Consider the following 25,973-nt stretch of genomic DNA (forward strand, 5'->3'; position numbering starts at 1 on the left):
CACAAATATAAACCTTTAGAAACAATTCTGAAAAGGATTACTTTTTAAATAAAATCCAAAAGCTTCTTTTTTAGTATTTTCATTCCTTTGGAAGCCACTTCCGGAATCACCTCGAGTGGATTACGAAGATTCGGAATCTTGATTGGTTTTGGATCAATATAAAAAACAGGAATTTCAGGATTGGTAAATGCTATCAATCCTGCGGCTGGATAAACTTGCAATGAAGTGCCGATGACTGCAAATAAATCAGCTTGTTGGGTAAGTTTTAAAGCTTCTTCCAAAGCCGGAACTTCTTCTCCAAACCAAACGATATGCGGGCGCAATGGATTTCCTTTATCATCCAGATCAGTTGAATTTAAATCGTCATTCCAATCCAGAATGTAGTTTTCATTTTTAGTGCTTCTCACTTTCAAAAGTTCGCCATGCAAATGCAACACATTGGAACTTCCCGCTTTTTCATGCAGATTATCTACGTTTTGAGTGATAATAAAAACATCAAAATCATTTTCTAATTCAGCCAGAATCTGATGCCCTAAGTTGGGAAGTACTTCTTTGAGTTGTTGTCTTCTTTTGTTGTAGAAATCAAGTACTAATTCCGGATTTCTATGCCAGCCTTCGGGCGAAGCAACATCCATCACGTTATGTCCTTCCCAAAGTCCATCGGAATCCCGAAAGGTTTTGATACCGCTTTCGGCACTAATTCCTGCACCGGTTAAGACTACTAATTTTCTTTTCATTTTTAAAAATATATTATACTCAAAATTGTTTTTAAATTTACCGAAAATTAATCAATAATGGTCGACTTAGCGTACTTAGCTTTTTTAGAAAATATTCTGACGGATAATCGAAAAGAGAAATTTCTGAAAGTTTTAGAGAATAGAACCAATCATTTTACGGTAGCCATAGAAGATGTTTTTCAGATGCACAATGCAAGCGCAGTAATGCGTAGTTGTGAGATTTTTGGAATTCAGGAATTGAATGTGATTGAAGAACGTTATGGTAAAAGTATCGATAAAGAAATCGCGATGGGTGCCCAAAAATGGGTAGATATCAATGCTTTTGATAGTGTTTCCGGATGCATTGCCAGTTTAAAGAGTAAAGGCTATCAAATTATTGCTACCACACCACATGACAACGATTGTTTGTTGGAAGATTTCGATATATCAAAACCCAGTGCCTTGTTTTTTGGAACTGAAAGAGACGGGTTATCGGAAGAAATTCTGCAGCAAGCCGATGGTTTTTTGAAAATTCCGATGGTTGGTTTTACCGAAAGTTTGAATATTTCGGTTTCGGCAGCGATTATTCTTCAAAATTTATCTACACGTTTGCGACATTCTGATATTAACTGGCATTTATCTGAAGAAGTAATTTTGGAAAAACGATTGGCTTGGGCCAAGAATTCTATAAAAGATATTAAACGGATTGAAGCACGGTATTTTGAAGATATAGAAGCTAAAAAATAATTTCACTTTTTAAAATTACGTTTGTGATATCATTTTGATTTATAAGATATCTATACAATCCATTCTCACCAATTGCATATAAATCATCTCCTTTAATAATTACATCGAAACAATTTTTGTCGATTGATTTGACTAAAGTCGGTTCATTTGGGTTTTGAATATCAAATATTTTTATGTCATCATCGCAAACTACCAGATAGTTATGGTACAAGCCCAAACCTTTTGGATGGGTAAGATTTCTTTGGTGTACCAATACCGGATTTGATGGATCAGCGGTGTTATAAATTTCTAAAACATTTATATTATTTCCACATTGCGTGTTTGAATGTAGCGTTACGAAAGAGTGAGTATCATTCGCCACAACGGGATCACATGCTGTAAAATGTTGCACTGATGACAACTGAACCGGATTTTCCGGATTTTGTACTGAGTAGATGTACATGCCTTCTCGGGAGCCAATAAATAAATAGTCACCAAAGGAAAATAAGGTTTCTATATTAAATCCAATATTTATTTCGTTTACTTTTGAAGGCTGTGAAGTATTAATTAAAGAAAAGACATTGAGATTATAATTATCAACGGTATATAAATAATTTCCCTTTAAGGCAAAAATTGCAAGAGAACCTCCTGTGCCATCGCCAGAATTTGCGGAAGAACTATCGCCATCTTTAGAACAACCAATTAAAATTAAAACTAATAAAAGTACTTTTAGATATTTCATGTTTAATTTATTTATTGTTGAATCCAATCTACTACGATTTGATTTTCTGTTGTGTTTGCAATTGTGCCATTTGGAGATGACTTCTGCGGGAAAACATTTTTATTGCGATGCTTTATAAGGATTGAATTATTGGAAGGGTTATATTCCAAAGTCACCAGATCGATTGCTTGGTTAATGTACACGATATTGTCCCGAACGGCTAAATCCGTAGCGCCTAAAATTTGTATGAATCCAATAAGAATGGGGTTTTCAGGATTGGCATAATTATAGACATGGAATCCTTTGTTTACCTCATTAATGAACATTAAATTGTCTTTAATATATATCTTTCCAGATTTGATAATATTTTGAGAAGGAAGACTTTGAACGGAATTCTCAAATGCAGGACGATCCAAGATTACCGGAGTATATGGATCATGTATGGGACCCACCCCTTCGCAATCATTACAATAGATACAGCTATTAAAAATGGGGAGTAGTAACAATAAAAAGATAATACCTAATAGCTTCTTCATTATTATTGGTTTTAATATAAGATGCTAAATGTTGAAAAGGTTGCGTTATAAAATAAAAAATTTTTAAAAATATATATAGGCTATTTCTTCTTCAATATCTTGTATTCCTCATAACATTCACTAATGGCATCCATGATTTGAAGGTCATTAGCGGTTTTTACAAAAGCTTCAGAGTAATTACAGCGTTCCATGATTTCTGCGATTTCATTTTTGTCGATTCCCAGAAGTGCCGAAAGCGTTTCTCTGTCAAATTTTGAAGCCAGTAAATTCCGTACAGTATCGTCTTTTCTCATCTCCTTCATCCTTTTGAGTTCTTTTGGTTTTTTGCCAAAGAAATTATAAAGCATATCGGCAGGATTAAATAAAGAACCCATTACTTTTCCGAAAGCCCCCGGAGAATATTCGCCTGCTTCATATCCTTGTTCTAATCCGGAAATACTGTAGCGGTAATTGTCTCTGGTGGGAATTAGTTTTGAATCTATTTCAAGATACCCCGTTAAATCATATGGGCGAACCACGACTTCTTCTAGCGCAATGGCTTTTTCGGTCATTTGGATTCGGGTAGTTTTGTTTTTGATCCAGTCATTGGTCACTCTCATCGTTATTGATTTGAATCCGATAAGCGAAAGATGTAACGTGTCATTTACGCCAACTTCAATTTCAAAATTACCTTTCGAGTTCGAAATGGTTCCTCTGACTTTATTTAAATTAATGATGTTGACATTCGACAACGGAAGTAAGGTGTTGTCATTGATAATGGTTCCGGAAACTTTTTGAGGTAATTCAACTTCCTGTGCAAAAGTGAATGTGGAAAGTAATAATAAAAAGAAAACTACAAAATATTTCATATCGGGTTTTAAAAGTTTAAAAGTAATAAAACCCGATAAGATATTTTGTAGTTTTCATATAATTATAAGAAAATTAACAGAAAGTGTTAGCTTTTTCTTGGTCTTTTTGGTCTTGATGCATCACCGAAACCTTCAGATCTTCTAGGTGCTCTATCAGAAGAACCTTCGCTTCTTGGCGCTCTATCAGAAAATCCACCTTCAGTTCTTGGAGCTGCAGCACTTCTTCCTCCGAAACCGCCTTCTCTTGGAGCAGAACTTCTACCGCCAAAACCGCCTTCTCTTGGAGCTGAACTTCTTTCACCTCTAAATCCACCTTCTTTTCTTGGAGCAAAACTTCCTTCTCTTCTCGGAGCAGAACTTCTTTCGCCACCAGAACGACCTCCGCCGAAACCACCACCAGAACTTCTTCCGTTGTGATCACGTCTTCCGCCACCGTCATTTTTAGAAATCTCCACATTGATTCTACGTCCTTCTAATTGTACGTTGTTCAATATTTCCATTACTTTATCAGTATGTTCCGGATCAGTGTTAAAGAAAGAGAAACCTTCTTTTACATCTACTTTGAAAACATCATCACGACCTAAGTCTAATGTTTCTTTCAAATAATCTTTCAAAGACATCCAGTCGAAATTATCTCTTGAACCGATGTTCACAAAATATCTTGTAGCACCGCTGTTACTACCTTCTCTTGGAGCGCTATCTCTGTCATCACGTCTTTCAGAACCTGAAGATTGATTAGAGATATCTCTGTTTTTCTTGTAGTAAGCAATGAAACGGTTGAATTCTACCGATACCATTTTCTTGATCAGTTCTTCTTTCGACAAACCTTCAAGAACACTATTGATAGCAGGAAGATAGTTGTCAATTTCGTGATCAACTTCTGTATCTTTAATCTTATTTGCTAAGTGCAATAATTGGATTTCGCAGATTTCGATTCCAGATGGAATGGTTTTTTCTTCAAATTTTTGTTTGATGATTCTCTCGATAGAAGAAATCTTACGCAATTCACTTTTAGTAACGATTACGATAGAAGTTCCTAGTTTCCCGGCTCTTCCTGTACGTCCTGAACGGTGATTGTAAGTTTCGATTTCGTCAGGTAATTGATAATTTACTACGTGAGTAATGTTATCAACGTCTATTCCACGTGCTGCAACGTCAGTCGCAACAAGCATTTGAATTTGACGACCACGGAAAGATTTCATTACACCATCACGTTGCGCCTGAGATAAATCTCCGTGCAAAGCGGCAGCGCTGTATCCATCTTCGATCAATTTTTCAGCAACAGCTTGCGTATCTCTTTTGGTACGACAAAAAACTACTGAGAAAATATCTGGATTAGCATCGGCTAAACGTTTCAAAGCTTCGTAACGGTCACGTGCATTTACCAAGTAAAATTCGTGAGAAACCGTTGCTGAACCTGAATTTTTAGCTCCAACTGTAATTTCAATCGGGTCATTCATGAATTGTTTTCCAATTCTTGCAACCTCTGCCGGCATTGTAGCCGAGAATAACCATGTGTTTTTGTCGTCTGGCGTAGTAGAAAGGATGTTTACGATATCTTCGTAGAAACCCATGTTCAACATTTCGTCAGCTTCGTCAAGAATACAGTAATTAATTTGAGAAATGTTTACCAATCCTCTGTTAATCATGTCTTGCATTCTTCCTGGAGTAGCCACAATAATTTGTGCGCCTCTCTTAATGTCTCTTGCCTGCTCTGTAATGCTAGCCCCACCGTAAACTGCTACCACATTAATACCTTTTTCGTATTTAGAGTAGTTTTTAATTTCGTTGGTAATCTGCAAACAAAGTTCGCGTGTTGGAGATAAAATTAATGCTTGTGTATTTCTGTTGTTGGCATCAATTTTTTGGATAACTGGGAAACCAAAAGCTGCCGTTTTCCCTGTCCCTGTCTGAGCCAACGCAACCATATCAGTATCTTTTTCCAATAATAGGGGAATCGCTTTCTCCTGTACTTCAGTCGGATTCTCAAATCCTAGATCTAAAATCGCCTTCAGTAACGATTCACTCAATCCTAATTGTTCAAATTTATTCATATTGTATTTTAAAATATTTTGCAAAAGTACGGCAAATATTTGTGATAAACTAATGGTTTTTGGAGTTTTAGTTTTTTACTAGGAATTGATAATCAGGTTTTTAGATTTTTTATTTTATTTTGCAGCCTTTAAAGCTAAGGAATATATGTCAGAGAATAGATGTTAAAGCGATGAGTTTAAGAATTCCAGAAGGAGTTTCGTTGCTTTTCCGCGATGACTCATTGTTGCTTTTTCTTCGAGAGGAATTTGCGCAAACGTGCAGGACAAACCTTCAGGCTTAAAGATAGGGTCATAGCCAAAGCCTTGACTTCCTGCTTTTTCTAAAGTGATTTCTCCTTTGGCAATGCCTGTAAAGAGTTGTTGTTTTTTGTTAAGGTTTAAGGCGATTACAGTTTTGAAATGCGCCTTCCGATTGGTTTGATCTAAAAGCGCCTCCAATAATTTATTCATATTATCGTCATCTTTTTTTTGTTCTCCGGCATAACGTGCCGAATAAACGCCGGGTGCACCCTGTAAGGCTTCCACTTCTAATCCTGTATCGTCTGCAAAGCAATCGTAACCATACTTTTCAGTAACATAATTGGCTTTCAGAATGGCGTTTCCTTCAATAGTATCGGCAGTTTCAGGGATATCTTCGAAACAACCGATGTCTTCCAAACTCAGTATTTGGATGTTTGAAGGAAGTAATTGTTGAATTTCCCTGATTTTATTTTTGTTATTGGAAGCGAAAACGAGCTGCATATTTAAAGATTTCTATTTGAATTTCAAAGATACACTATTTTGAATATTATGTAAAAAACAAGTTGTATTAAACCTTATACATATAACTTATTAGCATTTGTTACTTGGTTAAAAATCAACATGTTAATTATTTATTAAAATATTGATTTCCATATATTTGAATTAAAATAATTGGTATCTTTGAGTGTGGTTTTGATTAATTACTTGAGTTTTCGTCTGCATAAGATTGAATTATTCAATAGTCAATTATACTGTTAAAGGTGTAAATTGGTAATGGTAAATCGAAATCGACAATTGGAGGTCTGTAAAAAGGCCTCCTTTTTTGTTTTAAAATTTTAGATTATAAAAGTTTTCAATTTTGTTTTCAGCAACTTTTCAAAGAATATTTCTAAAAATAACCTCGACTGATGTTAGTATTGTTGAAGTTCCTGATGGAAATATAGAGTCGTTAAATATTGGAAATTTAACACATTAATAAAATATTAAAAATGTTGATTCACAATTAGTTGTATTAAAAAATATTTTGTAAATTTGAGTGTGGTTTTGATTAATTACTTGAGATGTCTATCTCATATTGGGAATGATAACTCATAATCGACTATATCAGTAACGGTATTAGTTAATATTGGTAAATCAAAACTACAACTGGAGGTCTGTAAAAAGGCCTCCTTTTTTGTTTCTAAATCTGGATTTTTTTTAGTTTATAAAATATTTCGTTACGTTTTCCAAAATCTAACTTTTATTGAAATTTCCTGAAAAATCTATTGAACGGATATGTTAACCTTGGAAAAAAGGCAAACATTTGGCAATAAAAAACAAAACATTAAAATCATGATATTCAATTAGTTATATTGAAAATAATTTGTATCTTTGAGTGTGGTTTTGATTAATTACTTGAATTTATCCATCTGCAAAGAGAAGATAGTTCAATAGTCAGCTATACTGTAAGGTATATGTTGGTAATGATAAATCGAAATTTACAATCGGAGGTCTGTCAAAAGACCTCCTTTTTTTATGCTCATAAATTAATTTTTTTTGAAAGTTTCTAAAATTGACTAAGACAGGCATAAGCAGAACGATGCACCTAAAGAAAAGTCACTTCTTTAAATAATTCATAATAAAAACATTTAAAATAATGATTTCCAGTTTGTTATGTTGAAAATAATTTATATCTTTGAGTGTGGTTTTGATTAATTACTTGAATTTATCCATCTGCAAAGAGAAGATTATTCAATAGTCAGCTATACTCAGCGGGTATATGTTGATAATGATAAATCAAATCTACAATCGGAGGTCTGTCAAAAGACCTCCTTTTTTTATGGCTATAAAATAAAAGTTTTGGTTTTAATTTATAAATGTTCTGATGCCATTTTCAATATTTTTTCATTCAAAGTTTCTGAAATTTACGTGAATAAGCGTGGACTGGAGTAATACTAATAAACAAAAAGAGAAACTTTAAACAGTAATAAATAAATACGTTAAAAAATATTTAAAATTATGATTTTCAGTTTGTTATATTTAAATTATTTGTATCTTTGAGTGTGGTTTTGATTAATTACTTGAGTATATCCAACTGCAAAGAGAAGATTATTCAATAGTCAGCCATACTGAGAAGTATGAGTTGGTAATTGTAAATCGAAATCTACAATCGGAGGTCTGTCAAAAGACCTCCTTTTTTTATGGCTAAAAGCTAAAAGTTTTGGTTCTATAGTTACCATATTTAAGCTACTTTTTTCGAAAAATCCCTCAAACTAATGAAAAACAACAGGGATATAATTAATTAAAAGATAATCATTAAACATTAAAAAAGAGTCGTTAATGAATGGTTAAAGTTTTGAATTACAATTAGTTGAATTGAAATAAATTGTACCTTTGGATGTGGTTTTGATTAATCAATTGAATGGATCATTCTCATATTATATGAGTGTAGATTAGTCAATAGTCAGCCGTACTGATTAATGTGCGAAGTTGATAAGGATAAAACGAAACCGACAACTGGAGGTCTGTATAAGGCCTCCTTTTTTGTTGCGTTTATGAAAAATATTGGTTTTCGGTTTACGGATTTTTAGATGATATTTTTGGAAATATAGTTAGTTGAAACTACGGGAAGCAAGCCAATCCTAACTATATCTCAATCTCACATAAACATGTTTGATTCCTTTTTTATCAGATTCTCTTTCGTCTATTTCTAGAATATCGGTTAAGGATTTTAATAACGGGGTCAGTTTTGTAAACCCATAATTTCTTGGGTCGAATTCCGGTTTTTTCTTAACAATTAAGTTACCAACATCACCAAGGAAAGCCCAGCCATCATCATCGCCAATATCTTCAATGGTGGATTCGATAAGTTCGATGGTTTGCAAATCGATTTTATTTAAGGTTTTTGGTATTGGTTTTTTAGGGTCTATTGTTGTAGTCAGCTTTGGTGATTTCTTTTTGATAGCACCATCCAGCACTTCTATATAAACAAACCGATCACAGGCTACAATAAATGAATTGGGTGTTTTCTTTTCTCCAATTCCAATGACTTTCATTCCGGATTCTCTCAAGCGTATCGCCAAACGGGTAAAATCGCTGTCGCTGGAAACTATACAAAATCCATCGACTTTATCGGAATACAACAAATCCATGGCATCAATAATCATTGCAGAATCTGAAGAGTTTTTCCCTACCGTATAACTGTATTGCTGAATAGGTGTGATGGCGTGTTCGAGCAAGACACTTTTCCATCCTCCGGCATTTGGTTTGGTCCAATCGGCATAAATACGTTTGGTGGTGGGTGTTCCGAACTTGGCAATTTCCTCCATCATTCCTTTTACATTGCTGTACGGAACGTTATCGGCATCAATTAAGACGGCTAATTTTAATTCTTTGTTTTGAGACATTTTTAATGGTATTGGATTCCTATATTAAAGATAGAAAATATTCTTATAAATGGTACTATTTTTACTTTTTGTTGGCCAATTCTTTAATGGAAACTTCGTTGATTAAGACATCTTTTATAACTGCTTCTCCATTTTTAACGGCAACCAACGCGAAGGTTTTATTGATGGAATCGGTTATTGATTCGGCATAAACTTCCTCCGCTTTTTGTGCTTTATTCTCATTCATATAAAAACGATTAAACGGAAAATCAAGAAATATAATGTTCTCGTTTTTAAAGTTTGAAACCGCATTGATTTTAACCTTAAGATAATCGGAACTGTATTTAGGTTTGCTTTTTGAAATTGCGGCTATTTTTGCAAAACCGTTTTTGTCTGTAGTAATTTTTGCGAAGATAGTTTCACCATTCTGCCAGTTTTTTATGTTTTTTACAGTAATTTCTCTTACCTTAAAAGAAAGTGTAATGTATTTTCCTCTAAAAGGATCATTAGGATCTACAGGCTCGGTTTGAAATTTGAATTCCTTTCCGGTCTTTAATACATCTTCCTGATCGAATATCATTTGTAAGGGAACGTATAATTGTGCCAGGACAACCAATATGAATAGTATAAGTAAGGTTTTCTTATTTTTCATTTCTATTTCTTTTTTTAAGCATGAAATAATTGGTTAGGAAAAATCCGAAACCTATTGTAATAAACAGAATACCTCGTAATATAAAACTCAAATTGGTATCAAAAAAACGACAAGCAATAAGAATGGTAATGATAAGTAAACCAAAATTTAGAATTCTTAAATCATTGTGTTTGTTTCCCCGTTTAATTTCAGAAATTCCTATTAATAAAACAAGTATGTTTGCTAATACTGACGCAAAATTTCCAGTAAAAAGCAACAGAATATTTACTAAAAATACAATTTCAATGATATTAATGTTTCTAAAATTTGTGTTGCTGTTTTTTCTGTAAAATAATATGCCCGCTAAAATTGTAAGTGTTAAAGCTACGAGGAATTCAGGAGCAAAAATGATTTCGTTTAGAGCATATTTGTTTCTGTAAAACATTTCCCAAAACGATTTGAAGGTATAAACCAAAAGGACAGAAAGGGTTCCTAATTTACCGAAGATCAGAAAACTGTTGTATTTTAATTTTTGATTATCAAAGAATTCCGTTTTTCCGTTGAAATAAAAAACGGCAAATAAACTCATGTATCCTAAATATATTAAATTTTCGTTTTTGTGAGCAAAAGTTCCCAAACAAATTACTATTGATAAAGCTACGAACCAGTTATGAAATAACGTAAAATTGCTTTGAATCTTATTTTTCAAAAGATTGCGATAATGCGGCACGATTCCTAAAAGCAGGAACCAATACAAATAAGATTGGTCCCTTGGAAATGTAAAATAATTGGCATTGCAAGCATAATAGGTAATCCCGGAAATATATAATAATGAAACCACAGATGATTTTAAGAGATAAACCAAAGGCAGACTTAACAACATCCAGGTAATAATAAACGAATTGATATCTCCCGGAATATTATAAACCTGTGCAATCAGGGAAATACTGGCGCCGACGGCAAAGAATAAAAAAACGGACGAACTTTCCCGCCAAGCCGGATGATCCGGTTTTTTGAGTAATGTATAACCGCAAAATAATTGGCCTAATATAAGCGGGAGGAACGAAAGTATTGTTTTGGTCAGCCTCGATAAATCATCCCAATTGTGTGCGAAAACAAGAATAATACCCAATCCGATAAGAATGGCACCTAAAATTCCAAAAACTAGCGGTATTTTATTTTGGTTTTCGTTGTTTTTTTGGCTGTAATGTAATCTGATTTTTTCGGCAGTTTCTTCTGAAATGATGTTGGCTTTCAGCAGTTCGGGTAGTTCGTTTATTATTGGATTGGCCATAAACTGGGTTTTGTATCATTCAAATATACAAAGTTTATCATTGAAAACCGTTTTTTAGCCCTGATGGAAACGGCATCCTTTAGCTTTTTTCTTAATAAAGCTAAAGATATAGTGTACAGCAGGAAAGAGCTCCCGAAAATAAATTTGGTTTCAATACCATTATAAATTTTAAATAATTATTTTTGCAACTTCTTAAAATAAAAAATGTATTTCAACATATCATGGTAAAAGATTTATTCGAAAGAATTCAGAACAATAAAGGGCCTTTAGGAAAATGGGCTTCACAAGCAGAAGGTTATTTTGTATTCCCTAAATTAGAAGGAGAATTGGGTCCAAGAATGCAGTTTGGCGGAAAAGATATTTTGAACTGGAGTTTGAATGACTATTTAGGTCTTGCCAATCACCCGGAAGTGCGTCAGGCAGATACGGATGCAGCGATTCAATACGGAGCGGCTTACCCAATGGGAGCGCGAATGATGAGTGGACAAACTAAATATCATGAGCAATTAGAGAATGAATTGGCTGCTTTTGTAATGAAAGAATCAGCTTATTTATTGAATTTTGGTTACCAAGGAATGGTGTCTATTATTGATGCTTTGGTTACTAAAAACGACGTAATTGTGTATGATGTTGATGCGCATGCCTGTATTATTGACGGAGTTCGTTTACATATGGGAAAACGTTTTACATACCGACATAACGATGTAGAAAGCATGGAGAAAAACCTGCAACGTGCTACAAAATTAGCACAAGAAAATGGTGGAGGTATACTTTTTATTACCGAAGGAGTTTTTGGAATGCGTGGGCAACAAGGAAAATTGAAAGAGATTGTTGCGATGAAGCAAAAATACAATTTCCGTTTATTAGTAGATGATGCACATGGTTTTGGTACACTCGGGGAAACAGGTGCCGGAGCAGGTGAGGAGCAAGGTGTTCAGGATGATATTGATGTGTACTTTTCGACTTTTGCAAAATCTATGGCGAATATTGGTGCTTTTGTAGCAGCAGATAAAGATATTATTGATTACCTAAAATATAACATGCGTTCTCAAATGTTTGCCAAATCGTTGCCAATGATTCAAACCATTGGTTCTTTGAAACGATTGGAATTGTTGCGTAATCACCCAGAATTGAAAGATAAACTTTGGGAAAATGTAAATGCTCTGCAAAACGGATTGAAATCGAGAAATTTCAATATTGGAGATACAAATACTTGTGTAACACCAGTTTATTTGGAAGGAAGTGTGCCGGAAGCAATGGTTATGGTAAACGATTTAAGAGAGAATTATGGTATTTTCTTATCGATTGTGATTTATCCGGTGATTCCAAAAGGAATTATTTTGTTGAGAATGATACCAACTACTTCACATACTTTATCCGATATTGATGAAACATTGGTTGCTTTTGAAGCGATTCGTGAGAAATTAGAAAATGGTACTTATAAAGAGATAGCAGCACGAACGACGGTTGACTTAGACGCTTAGTTAAGTATTAAAGTTTTATAAAAAAATCCATTCAATTTGAATGGATTTTTTTGTTTACATTTATTGGAAATGAAATTGATAAACTTAAATTTATGAAAAAAGTAATTATAATAAGCACGGTTTTAATGGGGTTTATAGTTTCCTGTAAAAAAGAAAAACCCGAAGAAGTTATTCCTGCTATAACAGAACCGGTAATTGTCGAAGCAACCATTTCTGAAGAATGTTATCAAGGGGTTCTAAAAAAAGACACTATTTCAATGACGTTGAACCTAAACGGGAATCAGATTTCCTCAGGAAAATTAAGTTATAAGTTCTTTGAAAAAGATAGTAACGAAGGGACATTATCCGGAGAACTGAAAGGCGATACTTTGATTGCAGATTATACTTTTATGTCAGAAGGAACAACTTCAGTTCGTCAGGTTGCTTTCCTAAAAAAAGGAAATGCTTATGTCGAAGGGTATGGCGATATAATAGATGATAATGGAAAAGTAAGGTTTAAAAATGCGAAGCAATTAAACTTTGACAGTAAAACAATTTTATCAAAAGTAGATTGTAAAAAATAAATAAAAAAGCGGCTCAATTTTGAGCCGCTTTTTTTATAAATCGATACGATACGTGCACCTTCGTTTGTTAATAACCGGATCAAAGTGTTTCCATAAATTTATACTAGCCGCATTGTCTGCTAATTCAGGAGTTCTAAAACAGTTTACAATTCCTTTTTCTTTGAAAGTGTGGTAGTATTCATTGAAAATAATGGCAGTAACTGCCTTATTTTGGTATTCCGGAAGAACGCCAATTAGATAGAAAAGTACATCTTTAGTTTGCTTTTTTGCTTTCAGTAAATGAAGAAATCCAAAGGGGAATAATTTTCCTTTTGCTTTTTGCATTGCTTCCGAAAAGGAGGGCATCACAATACTAAAGGCTACAATATTTTGCTCTTTGTCCACTACGAATTTGATGTATTCAGGATTGATAAAGCTAATATATTTTTTCTTGAAATATTCTTTTTGCGTATCCGAAATAGCCACAAAAGTTGATAAATTAGCGTAAGATTCATTGAATAAATCAAACATTTTATCCACATGGGGCATTACTTCTTTGGTCGTTTTAAAATTTAACGGCGACAATTGATATCTCTTTTTTACCAAATCATTTGCCTTTTCGAAAAATTCGGTTCTTACGTTTGAAAAAGGAAATTTACTTTCTATGTATTCTTTGTCTTTTACGTAACCCAATTGCTCAAAATGAACAACATGATACGGATTATTATACCAAGTAACCATAGTTCCGATTTGGTCAAAACCCTCGGTCAGAACGCCCACTTTATCTAAATTCGAGAATCCCATCGGACCTTCAACGTATTCTAGATTGTTTTTCCGTCCCAATTCATATACTTTTTCCAAAAGTGCTTTGGTAACTTCAATATCATCAATAACATCGAACCAACCAAAACGAACTTTCTTTTTTTGTTGGTCATTTACTTCACTCCAATTAATAATGGCAGCGATTCGACCAACAATTGTATTGTCTTTGTAGGCAATATAAAATTGGGCTTCCGCATTTTCGAATGAAGGATTTTTATTTTTATCAAAAGTTTCTAACTCATCATTAATCAATGGTGGAACCCAGTATGGATTGTTTTTATATAATGAAAAAGGGAATTTTACGAAATCTAATAGTTCACTTTTTGAAGTTGCTTCTTTAACTGTAATCATTTTAATTCTATTTTTCTTGGTCTACTTCGTCTAAACGCTTTTTGGTTTTGTCTTTTTTGTCCTTACCTTTTTTGTCTTTTCCCTTTTTCTCTTTTGGAGTTCGAAGCATTATTTCGCTGTAATTTTTGTCAAATCGCCAGGAAAGTCCAATGCCTCCAAATAATAAAGAAGGGGTGTTTTTATAATTTGCACCAATGGAAGCATCTACCTGAATGTTTTCTTTGATTAAAAAAGCGGCACCACCTCTAAAGATTCCATCTGAATAATAATCACCTTTAATCCCCTGATTTTCTAAAAATCCCGACCATCTTGGACTGAATCCTCTCGTCAAAGTAATGATATAACCATAAGAGAAATAATCGGTTGCAATTTTATCCGCAATAATATTGATGACCAAAACTTGCTTTCCAAATTGATTTTGAGTGATCAACATGGCTTTTGGGCTTATTGTTGGTTCGTTCGGAAAAGAAAAAGGATTATCAGAAATATTGATATGTGCACCTGCATAAAGACCAACTGCCGGGATTAAACTTTTATAACTGAATCTGTGATTGGCTTTCCAACTATAAACGTTAGGCTTTCCCTCGGGTTTTTTATTAGGATCATAAAACAAATATTTAACTCCTATTGTAGTTTGTTTAAGTCCGCTTCGGGTTTCATTTAATACATCCGAATTATACCAGTCTTTTTGATATTGTAAGTCCAGATTAAACTCTAATTGTTCTAAAAGAGCGCCATAACGCAAGCTCAATTCTGATCCAAAACCATCGGCTTCATAATCCAAAAATTCATGTTTTTCTTTAATTCCATAGAAACCCAATTCTGCCTGAAAAACGGTTTTTCCAACAGAAAACCCACCCATAGATTCACCGGGACGGTTCGAATTAATGACATCGGTAAATTGACCGTAGTTTAAAGTTGTTGTCAGTAAAGCAAAAAATAAAAAGATTGATTTGAAATGAACCATATTTTCTTTTTTATCAAAAATTAAAATGAAATCCAAATGTACTATAATTTATTATTTATTTAAGAATGATATTTTAATTTTGAGCTTTTGATTTATTATTTTTGTCGTAAATTAATTGAATATGGAAACGGCGTCTTTTAACGGATTTTTAAAAATACTACTTTATATTGTGGCTTTTTATTATATATTTAAATTTTTGGCTCGCCTATTTCTTCCTATTGTGGTAAAAAAAGTAGTAGAGAAAGCAGGACAAAATTTCCAGCAACAATACCAAAATACACAACATACTCCCAATAGAGACGAAATTGTTGTTGATACTTCAAAAGCGGCAAAACCGCGTGAAACCAAAAAAGTGGGCGAATACGTAGATTTTGAAGAAATAGACTAATGCGAGATTTTATTTACCTTTTTTAAATTTCAGAATTGTTTAATTTATTTTTTACTTTTACAGTCACTAAAAATAAAAAATGAAAAGACTCGATAAGTTCTATCCCCACGCTTTAGCCATACTTGGTTTTATTTTAATTTCCCTTATTTATTTTTACCCCGTTCTTCAAGGCAAGAAAATCTCCCAATCCGATATTGTTCAATATACCGGAATGGCGAAAGAACAAAATGATTTTCGGGCTACCGAAAACGCAGAACCTTATTGGACAAATTCTGCTTTCGGAGGAATGCCAACTTATCAATTAGGAGCCAATTATCCGCATGAATATATCAGTAAATTAGATACTGCCTTACGATTTTTACCTCGCCCAGCCGATTATTTATTTCTTTATTTCTTCGGGTTTTATGTGTTGTTATTGGTTTTGAAAACCGATCCTTTGAAAGCATTTTTTGGTGCGTTGGCTTTTGGTTTTTCAACTTATTTAATTATTATTCTTGGCGTAGGCCACAATGCAAAAGCACATGCGATTGCCTATATGCCTTTGGTAATTGCCGGTACGATTTTGGTTTTTAGACGACGATTCATAGTGGGAGGACTGTTGACAATGCTAGCCGCAGCGTTAGAAATTAATGCCAATCACTTTCAAATGACCTATTATTTGTTGTTGTTATTATTGGTGATTTCGGTATATTTTATTTATAAATATCTAAAAGAAAAAGACTTCAAAACCCTACTTTATTCCTTTGGCGTTTTTGTTATTGCCGGAATATTAGCTGTTGGAGCAAATGCCACAAATTTAATGGCTACAGCCGAATATGCGAAATTTAGTACCAGAGATAAAAGTGAATTGACTTTTAGCCCAGACGGTTCCAAAAGCGTCACTGATAATGCGATGAGCCATGAATACATCACCGAATACAGTTATGGAATTGCCGAAAGTTTAAATCTGATAGCACCAAGATTATTTGGAGGTTCTAATGGTGAAAATGTAGGAACCGACAGTAAAATGTATGAGTTTATCATCGGACAAAATGTACCCGAAGATCAGGCGAAGGATTTTGTTTCCAGTATGCCAACGTATTGGGGTGATCAGCCTATTGTTGCCGCACCGGCTTATATTGGAGCGGTTGTTTTCTTTTTATGTGTTTTGGCTTTATTTGTTGATAAAAGAAAAATAAAATATGCTTTTCTGGCAGGCGCGATTCTTTCTTTGATGCTTTCCTGGGGTAAAAACTTCCCAATATTAACTGACTTTTTTATTGAAATTGTTCCAATGTACAATAAGTTTAGGGCTGTTTCATCGATTCAGGTTTTATTGGAATTGTGTACTCCGGTTTTGGCTATAATGGGATTGCAATCATTCTTCAAAACAGAAAAAGAGCAGCAATGGAAAGCATTATATTCCTCCGGAGGTATATTTTTCGGATTAATTTTATTATTATTTCTTTTCAAAAGCCAGTTTAGTTTTTCGGGTGGAAGCGATGGATATTTTGCCGAAAATTACGGACCTGATTTTATAAATGCCTTGAAAGAAGACAGAAAAAGTTTATACTCAGCTGATTTGTTGCGTTCTGCTTTTTTAGTTTTTGCCGTAGCCGGAATTTTATGGTTAGCTATCAAAAACAAATTATCACAAAATACGACCATCATTTTGGTTGGTTTATTTATGGTTGGCGACCTGTTTTTTATCGATAAAAATTATGTGGACAGCAAGAGTTTTGTAAGTGCCAATGAAGTGGATATGCCTTTTCAACCAACAGCATCTGATTTAGAAATTCTGAGAGACTCGACACATTATAGGGTTTTTGAAGTAAACGGACATATGTCGAGTGGAAGAGCTTCTTATTTTCATCAATCCATAGGTGGGTACCATGCGGCAAAACCGAGAAGAATGCAACAGCTTTTCGATTACCAGATTGCTAAAAATAATATGGAAGTTCTGAATATGCTGAACACAAAATTCATCATTCAAACCGATAAAGAAGGAAAAGAGTTTCCAACGTCGAATCCTAATGCTAATGGAAATGCGTGGTTTGTTCAAGAAGTAAAATTCGTGAACAGTGCCGATGAAGAAATGAAATCATTGGACAGTTTAGACACTAAAAATGTTGCAATTGTTAACCAAAAAGAATTCGGAAATCAGATTAAAAATACGATTTTCGCCAAAGACAGTTCGGCGACGATTGTTTTGAATAAATACAGACCCAATTATCTAAAATACGTCAGTGAAAATCCAAAACCCGGTTTAGCCGTTTTCTCCGAAATCTATTATCCTAATGGGTGGAATACTTTTATTGATGGAAAAAAAGCGGAACATTTCAGAGCAGATTATACTTTAAGAGCGATGGAAATTCCGCCAGGAAAACATATTATTGAATTCAAATTTGAACCACAAGTTGTAAAAACAGGAAGTACTATTGCGCTTTTCAGCTCCATTGGAATGTTGTTGTTACTGATCGGCGGGATATATTTTGAAAACAAGAAGAAGTCAAAAATTTAAAGTTAGATTTTAAATTATTTTAACTTTAAAAGAAACAAATCCTAATGAAAAAAGTACTCATCATAACTTACTATTGGCCACCAGCCGGAGGTCCTGGCGTTCAGCGTTGGTTGAAGTTTGTGAAGTACTTACCCGATTTTGGTGTGCAACCGATAGTTTATATTCCTGAAAATCCGACCTATCCAATTATAGATACAGAATTGCTTTCGGAAGTTTCGGAAAAAACCATTATAATCAGACAAAAAATTATGGAGCCCTATCAGTGGGCTTCGTTTTTTTCTAAGAATAAAACCAAAAAAATCAGTTCAGGAATTATTCCAAATCAAAAAAAGCAATCGTTTCTCGAAAAAACTTTACTTTGGATTCGTGGCAATCTTTTTGTTCCAGATGCCAGAGTTTTATGGGTAAAACCCTCCGTTTCTTACTTGGAAAAATACATTCAGGAACATCAAATTGACACCGTAATTACTTCGGGCCCTCCGCATAGTTTGCATTTAATCGGATTGGAATTAAAGCAAAAATTAAACATAACGTGGTTTGCCGACTTTCGTGATCCGTGGACAACCATTGGTTATCATAAAGCTTTGAAATTATCAACATCTGCATCCAAAAAACATAAGAATTTAGAACATCAAGTTTTGAATTCAGCAGATATAATTTTGGTCACCAGCAATACCACGAAAAAGGAGTTTGAAGCATTGACTTCCAAACCCATTGAAGTGATTACGAATGGTTTCGATATAGAAAAAACAGGCAGACAAACGCTGGATGAGAAATTTTCCATGGCTCATATAGGTTCTTTTTTGTCCGAAAGAAACCCAACGATTTTATGGAAATGCTTGGCTGAATTAATTGAAGAAAATCCTTCTTTTGCGACTAATTTTCAATTGAAATTAATTGGTGCTGTGAGCCAGGAAGTTTTGGATACGATTGAAGAATTTAGTTTGTCAAAATATGTTAATAATTTAGGCTATGTTTCGCATAATGAGGCTATCGCTCATCAAAAAAAATCTCAGGTTTTATTGCTTATCGAAATCAATTCAGAAGAAACAAAAAGTATTATTCCAGGGAAATTATTCGAATATATGGTTTCCGAAAGACCCATTATTGCTATTGGTCCCGAAGGTTCTGATTTTGCCGAAATCATTAAAAACACTAATACCGGCGTTTTTGTGAAATATGATGAAACAGAGAAATTGAAAGCTGTAATTTTAAACTATTATAGTCACTATTTAGAAGGAAAATTACAATCTCATGCAGTAGGATTACAACAGTATTCCAGAAGAAATCTGACGGAAAAGCTGGCTAATTTACTAAAAAAATAACATGGGAATTGTCATCAACCAATCAATAAAAAACACAATTATTACCTATTTGGGTTTTATTATTGGTGCGGCCAACACGCTTTTTATGTATCCCCATTTTTTAGGAGAAACCTATTATGGCCTGACGGGTTATTTGCTTTCAACAGCCAATGTGATTTTTCCGTTGATGGCTTTTGGCGTTCACAATACCCTGATAAAATTTTTCACCCAATACAAAACCGAAAAAGAAAAAGGAGCGTTTCTAACCTTTGTTTTGCTGCTTCCGTTTTTGGTTTTGATTCCGATTGCTGTTTTTGGAACTTTGTGTTACGATTTTATTGCCACATTTTTATCCAGAAAGAACGCGATTATCTTTGATTATGTTTGGCAAATTCCGGTTATCGGTCTTTGTATGGGCTATTTTGAGATTTTCTATGCCTGGGTAAAAGTGCATTTACAATCGGTTTTCGGGAGTTTTATAAAAGAAATTGTACTTCGTGTTTTTATTACTATTTTTCTTTTTGCCGTTTATTTCAAATGGATTTCGCCAATTGTTTTCATCAATTCACTAATGGGGATTTATTGTGCCATTATGATCATCATGTTTTTCTATGCGATGAAAGTAAAACCCATCGTATTTTCATTAAAATTCCCTCATAATAGTAAGGCTGTTTTTGCGTATTCTATTTTTATTATTTTATCGGGAAGCATCGCCAATATGCTTTTGGATATTGACAAAACTATGATTGCCCAATACATTAAAATTGAAAATATTGCCTATTATTCTGTCGCTATTTTTATTGCTACCGTAATTTCGGTTCCCAGCAGAGCAATGCATCAAATTACGTATCCAATCACAGCCAAATTAATGACTGAAGGAAAACACGATGAATTGAATGATTTATACAAAAAAACTTCCATCTCTTTACAAGTCGTGGGCGGATTGATTTTTTTAGGGATTTTGGTCAACATCAATCAATTGTATCTTTTATTGCCGAAGAGTTACAGCGGTGGTGTTTTTGTGGTTTTTGCCATTGGGCTTTCTAAATATTTTGATTTGATTTTGGGGAATAATAATGCTATTATTTTTAATTCAAAATATTATAAAGCGGTGTTGTTTTTAGGCTTGTTTCTTGCTTTTCTGGCCATTACTTTAAATATGTTTTTCATACCGAGAATGGGGATTGAAGGCGCTGCGATTGCTACCTTAATTTCAATTACGCTGTATAGTATAGCTAAATTATTGTTTGTGGTTTTCAAAATGAAACTGTATCCGTTTTCCATGAATACCTTGTTTTCATTACTTATTTCACTGATCTGTTTTCTTGCATTCTATTTTTGGGATTTTCCTTTTCATCCGATTATTAATATTGTTTTGAAGTCTGTTTTAATTACAATGGTCTATGTTTTTGTGAACTATAAATATGTGATTTCGATTGAAATTAATCAGGTTTTGGATAAATTGCTTCAAAGATTGCGTTAAGGAAGCAACAAATCAAAATAAAAAACCCGCTGGTACGAATACCAACGGGACTTTTCAAATCAACCATTTTTAACAAACCAAACTATCTTTTATCTTTTTTATCGTCTTCGATTTTACCTTTTGTACCATCAGTTTTGTAATAGTAGTAATCCTGATCGTTGTCGTTTGAACCACTATCATAATCATGATTGTTATTGTTTTGATATGCATAGGCTCTGTGTCCTTTTACATTTCCAACGACATCGATAATTTGACCACGACGGTTATAGATAATTTGCAAACCACCTACTTGTGTCAGGGCATAACGGTTGTAAGTCATGTAAACTGAACCCACTCTTTTAATTCTGTCATTTGCATCATAGTTGATAAACACATTTCCAACACGTCTTACTCTGCCCTTATAATCATGTTCTATTTTTACACCAGAATTTCTGTTTTGGACATTTGCAGGAGCACCATAGGTTTTATTTACTGCACCTCTTTTACTTGTTTTATAATACATATCACCGCCGGTTGAAGGAATAGTATTAAAATCAAATTGTCCGTCAGGGAACACATAAAATTCAATTCCTCGTTCTGTAAATACGATTGGATCTGCATCTCTAAAATCTACAGGAGATCTTCTTTCATCAGAAATATCGATTATTTCTGAGGCATTCGCTACACTTCCTACCAGAAAGATACTAGCTACTAAAAGGGTAATTTTTTTCATAATCAATATAATTTGAATTTTGCCTACTCTTGAGCTTTTCGGCTTCCGCTTTTTTTATTTGATTAGGTATATTCAAGTTGCGTGCCAAAATTTCAGATCAGACTTTCAGGTTTATGACTTTAGATTTATTTATTATATTTAAACATCTTAAAATCAATTGATTAAAATTTTAAAAATAATTTAAAAAAATGTTCATTCCTGAACGAAGTATGAATAATTATGATTTTGATTGCTATTTTGTTTCATTTAAAAGCAAAAAAAATCTGCATCATTTGAGCTCTTTTTTAATTCAAGAATGCAAATGATACAGATCGTGAAGTTTATATAGAAACTGTTTTTATAAAGTCATTTAAACCAAAAACAACTTTTATAATTTCTCTTTTAAATATTTACCAGTAATGGAATTTTTGTTTTTGATAATTTCTTCAGGTGTTCCAACAGCCAGAATTTGCCCGCCGTTTTCGCCGCCTTCAGGTCCTAAATCAATAATATAATCGGCACATTTTATTAAATCCAGGTTGTGTTCTATCACAATAATCGAATGTCCTTTGTCAATTAAAGCATCAAATGAAGTCAATAATTTCTTGATATCATGAAAATGCAAACCTGTTGTGGGTTCATCAAATACAAACAAGGCTTTGTCTTTTGTACTTCCTTTTACAAGAAAAGAGGCGAGTTTAATACGTTGTGCTTCGCCACCCGAAAGGGTAGAAGAAGATTGTCCTAATTGCACATAACCCAAACCAACATCCTGTAAGGGTTGTAATTTTTGAGAGATTTTATTTTGATTCGTTTCTTTGAAAAATGTAACCGCATCATCGATGGTCATGGTTAGAATATCATCGATATTTTTGCCTTCAAAGTAAACTTCTAATACTTCTTTTTTAAATCGTTTGCCGTTACATGCATCACAAGGCAATTGCACATCGGCCATAAAAACCATTTCTACATTGATGGATCCTTCACCTTTACAGGCTACGCAGCGACCGCCATCCACATTAAAAGAAAAATGTTTGGGTTGATATCCTCTGATTTTGGATAGTTTTTCTTTGGCATACAAATCCCGAATATCATCATACGCTTTGATATAAGTCACAGGATTTGAGCGTGAACTCCTTCCGATTGGATTCTGGTCTACATATTCAATATGTTGAATTTTATGGTAATACCCACGCATTTCGGCAAATTGTCCCGCTTTTTCTCCGACTCCGTCTAACTTTTTTTGCATAGCCGGAAACAAAATTTTCTTTACCAAAGTACTTTTTCCGCTTCCGGAAACACCTGTAATTACGGTTAAAACTTCCAACGGAAATTTGACATCTACATTTTGTAAATTATTCTCCCGAGCGCCTAAAATTTCGATATAAGTTCCCCATTTTCTTCTATTTCTTGGAACCGCAATTTCCAAATCACCATTTAGATATTTTGCGGTCAGCGATGTCGATTTTAAAATTTCATCAAAAGTGCCCTGAGCGACCAATTCGCCACCATGGGTTCCTGCTTCGGGACCGATATCAATAATCATATCAGCTGCTTTCATAATATCTTCATCATGTTCGACCACGATTACGGTGTTGCCTAAATCACGAAGGGAAAGCAATACTTTGATTAAGCGTTCGGTATCTTTTGGATGCAAGCCAATACTCGGCTCGTCCAGAATATACATCGAACCCACCAAACTGCTTCCGAGTGAAGTAGCCAAGTTGATACGCTGTGATTCTCCTCCGGAAAGTGTTGCTGAATTTCTGTTTAAAGTCAAATAATCCAAACCAACTTCAATCAGGAAATTCAGGCGATTATTAATTTCTATCATTAATCGTTTGGCTACTTTTTGATCAAATTCAGATAATTGCATAGATGCAAAAAAAGCAGCCAGTTTTTTTATCGGTAAATCAACCAAATCAGAAACCGTTTTCCCTTCAATTTTAATATAGGAAGCTTCTATGCGTAAACGTTTTCCTTTACAGGCATAACATTTGGTTTTGCCACGATACCGCGACAGCATTACTCTATTTTGTATTTTGTAATTTTTTTCTTCCAGTTCTTTGAAGAAATCATTTAGTCCTGTAAAATATTTATTTCCTTTCCAAAGCACGGCTTTATCTTCTTCGGATAGTTGATAATAAGGCTTGTGAATCGGGAAATCAAATTTGTAGGCATTGTTCACTAATTCATCACGATACCAGCCCATACTTTCGCCACGCCAGGCAAAAACGGCATTTTCATAAATGGATAAAGCGGTATTGGGTACCACCAATTCCTCATCAATACCGATAATGCTTCCGTAGCCTTCACAAACCGGGCAAGCGCCATACGGATTATTAAAACTGAACAAATGCACATTGGGTTCCAAAAAAGTAATGCCATCCAATTCAAAATTACTGCTATAAGTAAAACGTTTGTTGGTACCTAATTCCTGCAAATAGCAAATTCCTTTTCCTTCATAAAACGCAGTTTGCACCGCATCGGCTAAACGGTTATAGAATTCTTCTTCGTCTTTGACTACAATTCTGTCAATAATAAGAAGAATATCTTTGTTGTCTAAGGAATGCTTGTCGATTTCATCTAAACGGATCATTTCGTTGTTGACCAAAATTCTGGCAAAACCTTGTTGGAGTAATGCTTTTAACTTGTTTTCCAAAGCCCTTCCATTTTCCAAATGAATAGGAGCGAGGAGTAACCATTTGCTATCTGTTTCAAACGATTGTACTGCATTTATAACATCCGAAACGGTGTCTTTTTTTACTTCCAGACCTGAAACCGGCGAATACGTTTTTCCGATTCGGGCGAAAAGTAATTTTAAATAATCATAGATTTCTGTTGATGTTCCTACGGTAGAGCGGGCATTTGTAGTGTTTACTTTTTGCTCTATGGCAATTGCCGGCGCTATGCCTTTTATGTATTCTACTTTTGGTTTATCCAACCGTCCAAGAAATTGTCGGGCATACGATGACAAACTCTCCACATATCTTCTTTGTCCTTCTGCGTATAAAGTGTCGAATGCCAAGCTCGATTTACCGGAACCTGAAAGACCGGTAATGACCACCAGTTTATTACGCGGAATAGCCACATCAAGGTTTTTCAGGTTGTGAACTTGGGCCCCTTTGATGATTATATTTCTTTTCGGATCTAGTTTAGAGATGTCAATTTGCATATAAAAAAGTGAATTTTTACAAAGATAACCAAATCTGAACAGAGAATTGACACTATGCAATTGGCATTTTTTTATTTCTTTTAGCATGGAAAAAACAACTTCCGCTTAAGTTTTAATTCTTGACAAAAATCCTCTTTATTACTATCTAAAAAGAGTGTTAAATTTTATTTATTGCATTGGAAGTGTTAAATTTTCAATTTTAATTTGCGAGTTAAAAAAAAATTGTGCTACATTTGGGTATTAATTAATCTTAATTTAACATCTGCCTATTACAAAAACTACTTTTTAGAGAAAATTCTCGAAATTTTTTTAACCCAAAACTAAAAGGTATTTTTATGGCTAATGTACAAACTCCAGACGCTTTATTGGTAAAAAGTTATGTGGCAGGTGATGAAAACGCTTTGTCTGCATTAATCAATAGACATCAATCGAAAATTTACGGTTTTATATATTCTAAAATCTCTAACAAAGATATTTCGGATGATATTTTTCAAGATACTTTTATTAAAGTCATAAAAACTTTAAAATCAAATTCTTATAACGAGGAAGGCAAGTTTTTACCTTGGGTAATGCGAATCGCACACAATTTGATTATAGATCATTTTAGAAAAAATAAAAAAATGCCCATGTTTAGAGAGACGGAAGAGTTTTCTATTTTTTCTATCATGACCGATCATTCTCTAACGATTGAAAACCAAATGATTTCCGATCAAGTTGAGTTGGATTTAAAAAAACTGATTGAAGAACTTCCTCTTGATCAAAAAGAAGTTTTGGTGATGCGAATTTATCAGGATCTAAGTTTCAAAGAAATCTCAGAAATGACAGGCGTAAGCATCAATACAGCGCTGGGCAGAATGCGTTATGCTTTAATGAATTTAAGAAAAGTGATTGATAAACATCAAATAATATTAACCAATTAATACTATTTTGGAATTTGCTGCGTTATAACTGAAATGAACTAAATGTAATTTCAATTATGGCAAAAATTTACTCTAAGAGAACATTAGCAACCCCAAAGATGTTACCAAAAAAAGAAACTATAAGTTTTTTACTCAGTTACTCAAAAGCAATGAGTATTATAAAAGTTGGTGAATTCACTTTTGAAAATATTGCTAATTAAGGAAACATCCCGATA

Annotated in this window: 21 protein-coding genes; 8 read left to right on the forward strand and 13 right to left on the reverse strand. The window is 33.8% G+C overall.

The features are described from left to right. Positions 1 to 44: 44 nt before the first annotated feature. Complete coding sequence (locus VI621_RS12600; RefSeq protein WP_324218751.1) at positions 45 to 737, reverse strand: NAD-dependent deacylase; 693 nt, start codon at positions 735 to 737, stop codon at positions 45 to 47. A 57-nt stretch (positions 738 to 794) separates the two neighbouring features. Here VI621_RS12600 and VI621_RS12605 point away from each other — a divergent pair, with 57 nt between their 5' ends. Further along, complete coding sequence (locus VI621_RS12605; RefSeq protein ID WP_324218752.1) at positions 795 to 1,463, forward strand: RNA methyltransferase; 669 nt, start codon at positions 795 to 797, stop codon at positions 1,461 to 1,463. On the opposite strand, the gene VI621_RS12610 is transcribed toward VI621_RS12605, so the two are convergent. The 8 genes from VI621_RS12610 to VI621_RS12645 all read right to left on the reverse strand — a co-directional run bounded on the left by VI621_RS12610 (position 1,453) and on the right by VI621_RS12645 (position 11,131). Beyond that, positions 1,453 to 2,184, reverse strand: coding sequence for a hypothetical protein (locus tag VI621_RS12610; protein ID WP_324218753.1), 732 nt, complete (start codon positions 2,182 to 2,184; stop codon positions 1,453 to 1,455). The genes VI621_RS12605 and VI621_RS12610 overlap by 11 nt on opposite strands. An 11-nt stretch (positions 2,185 to 2,195) precedes the next feature. After that, positions 2,196 to 2,699: a hypothetical protein gene (locus VI621_RS12615; RefSeq protein WP_324218754.1), complete on the reverse strand. Its 504-nt coding sequence runs from the start codon at positions 2,697 to 2,699 to the stop codon at positions 2,196 to 2,198. An 80-nt stretch (positions 2,700 to 2,779) separates the two neighbouring features. Beyond that, positions 2,780 to 3,547 (reverse strand): carboxypeptidase-like regulatory domain-containing protein, encoded by a 768-nt coding sequence (locus tag VI621_RS12620; RefSeq protein ID WP_324218755.1) that lies wholly within the window; start codon positions 3,545 to 3,547, stop codon positions 2,780 to 2,782. A gap of 86 nt (positions 3,548 to 3,633) precedes the next feature. Continuing rightward, entirely contained in the window at positions 3,634 to 5,601 is a 1,968-nt protein-coding gene (locus tag VI621_RS12625; RefSeq protein ID WP_324218756.1) for a DEAD/DEAH box helicase, read from the reverse strand. Positions 5,602 to 5,763: 162 nt separating this feature from the next. Then, positions 5,764 to 6,342, reverse strand: coding sequence for a non-canonical purine NTP diphosphatase (locus tag VI621_RS12630; protein ID WP_324218757.1), 579 nt, complete (start codon positions 6,340 to 6,342; stop codon positions 5,764 to 5,766). 2,120 nt (positions 6,343 to 8,462) lie between these two features. Further along, positions 8,463 to 9,227: an NYN domain-containing protein gene (locus VI621_RS12635; RefSeq protein ID WP_324218758.1), complete on the reverse strand. Its 765-nt coding sequence runs from the start codon at positions 9,225 to 9,227 to the stop codon at positions 8,463 to 8,465. A gap of 61 nt (positions 9,228 to 9,288) precedes the next feature. Then, positions 9,289 to 9,858, reverse strand: a complete 570-nt coding sequence (locus VI621_RS12640) for a GDYXXLXY domain-containing protein (protein ID WP_324218759.1) — start codon at positions 9,856 to 9,858, stop codon at positions 9,289 to 9,291. Continuing rightward, positions 9,848 to 11,131, reverse strand: coding sequence for a DUF2157 domain-containing protein (locus VI621_RS12645; protein ID WP_324218760.1), 1,284 nt, complete (start codon positions 11,129 to 11,131; stop codon positions 9,848 to 9,850). Before VI621_RS12645 ends, VI621_RS12640 begins: the two co-directional genes overlap by 11 nt. Positions 11,132 to 11,352: 221 nt before the next feature. On the opposite strand from VI621_RS12645, the gene VI621_RS12650 reads away from it, so the two are divergent. Both VI621_RS12650 and VI621_RS12655 read left to right on the forward strand, forming a co-directional pair. Next, on the forward strand, positions 11,353 to 12,615 hold the full coding sequence (locus VI621_RS12650; RefSeq protein ID WP_324218761.1) for an aminotransferase class I/II-fold pyridoxal phosphate-dependent enzyme: 1,263 nt from the start codon (positions 11,353 to 11,355) through the stop codon (positions 12,613 to 12,615). A gap of 92 nt (positions 12,616 to 12,707) precedes the next feature. Continuing rightward, positions 12,708 to 13,178, forward strand: a complete 471-nt coding sequence (locus VI621_RS12655) for a hypothetical protein (RefSeq protein ID WP_324218762.1) — start codon at positions 12,708 to 12,710, stop codon at positions 13,176 to 13,178. A gap of 33 nt (positions 13,179 to 13,211) precedes the next feature. Here the strand turns inward: VI621_RS12655 and VI621_RS12660 are convergent, their stop codons facing one another. Together VI621_RS12660 and VI621_RS12665 are read right to left on the reverse strand one after the other, a co-directional pair. Beyond that, positions 13,212 to 14,330 (reverse strand): GTP cyclohydrolase, encoded by a 1,119-nt coding sequence (locus VI621_RS12660; RefSeq protein WP_324218763.1) that lies wholly within the window; start codon positions 14,328 to 14,330, stop codon positions 13,212 to 13,214. 7 nt (positions 14,331 to 14,337) lie between these two features. After that, positions 14,338 to 15,333, reverse strand: a complete 996-nt coding sequence (locus VI621_RS12665) for a transporter (RefSeq protein ID WP_324218764.1) — start codon at positions 15,331 to 15,333, stop codon at positions 14,338 to 14,340. A gap of 85 nt (positions 15,334 to 15,418) precedes the next feature. Between VI621_RS12665 and VI621_RS12670 the strand changes: the two genes are divergently transcribed. From VI621_RS12670 to VI621_RS12685, 4 genes are all read left to right on the forward strand, one after another. Beyond that, positions 15,419 to 15,685 carry a DUF4834 family protein gene (locus VI621_RS12670; RefSeq protein WP_324218765.1) on the forward strand — a complete coding sequence of 89 codons (267 nt, stop codon included), beginning with the start codon at positions 15,419 to 15,421 and terminating at the stop codon, positions 15,683 to 15,685. A 79-nt stretch (positions 15,686 to 15,764) separates the two neighbouring features. Next, positions 15,765 to 18,185 carry a YfhO family protein gene (locus VI621_RS12675; RefSeq protein WP_324218766.1) on the forward strand — a complete coding sequence of 807 codons (2,421 nt, stop codon included), beginning with the start codon at positions 15,765 to 15,767 and terminating at the stop codon, positions 18,183 to 18,185. A gap of 44 nt (positions 18,186 to 18,229) precedes the next feature. Next, on the forward strand, positions 18,230 to 19,510 hold the full coding sequence (locus tag VI621_RS12680; RefSeq protein ID WP_414655496.1) for a glycosyltransferase family 4 protein: 1,281 nt from the start codon (positions 18,230 to 18,232) through the stop codon (positions 19,508 to 19,510). Between the two features lies 1 nt (position 19,511). Continuing rightward, a complete protein-coding gene (locus VI621_RS12685; RefSeq protein WP_324218767.1) occupies positions 19,512 to 20,972 on the forward strand; it encodes an oligosaccharide flippase family protein in 1,461 nt (486 codons plus the stop codon). An 82-nt stretch (positions 20,973 to 21,054) separates the two neighbouring features. Here the strand turns inward: VI621_RS12685 and VI621_RS12690 are convergent, their stop codons facing one another. Then, on the reverse strand, positions 21,055 to 21,684 hold the full coding sequence (locus VI621_RS12690; RefSeq protein ID WP_324218768.1) for a hypothetical protein: 630 nt from the start codon (positions 21,682 to 21,684) through the stop codon (positions 21,055 to 21,057). A gap of 367 nt (positions 21,685 to 22,051) precedes the next feature. Beyond that, positions 22,052 to 24,838, reverse strand: a complete 2,787-nt coding sequence (uvrA, locus tag VI621_RS12695; protein WP_324218769.1) for an excinuclease ABC subunit UvrA — start codon at positions 24,836 to 24,838, stop codon at positions 22,052 to 22,054. 335 nt (positions 24,839 to 25,173) lie between these two features. Between uvrA and VI621_RS12700 the strand changes: the two genes are divergently transcribed. After that, on the forward strand, positions 25,174 to 25,758 hold the full coding sequence (locus VI621_RS12700) for an RNA polymerase sigma factor (RefSeq protein ID WP_324218770.1): 585 nt from the start codon (positions 25,174 to 25,176) through the stop codon (positions 25,756 to 25,758). Positions 25,759 to 25,973 lie beyond the last annotated feature (215 nt).

The sequence above is a fragment of the Flavobacterium sp. genome (assembly GCF_035292545.1).
Taxonomy (GTDB): Bacteria; Bacteroidota; Bacteroidia; order Flavobacteriales; family Flavobacteriaceae; genus Flavobacterium.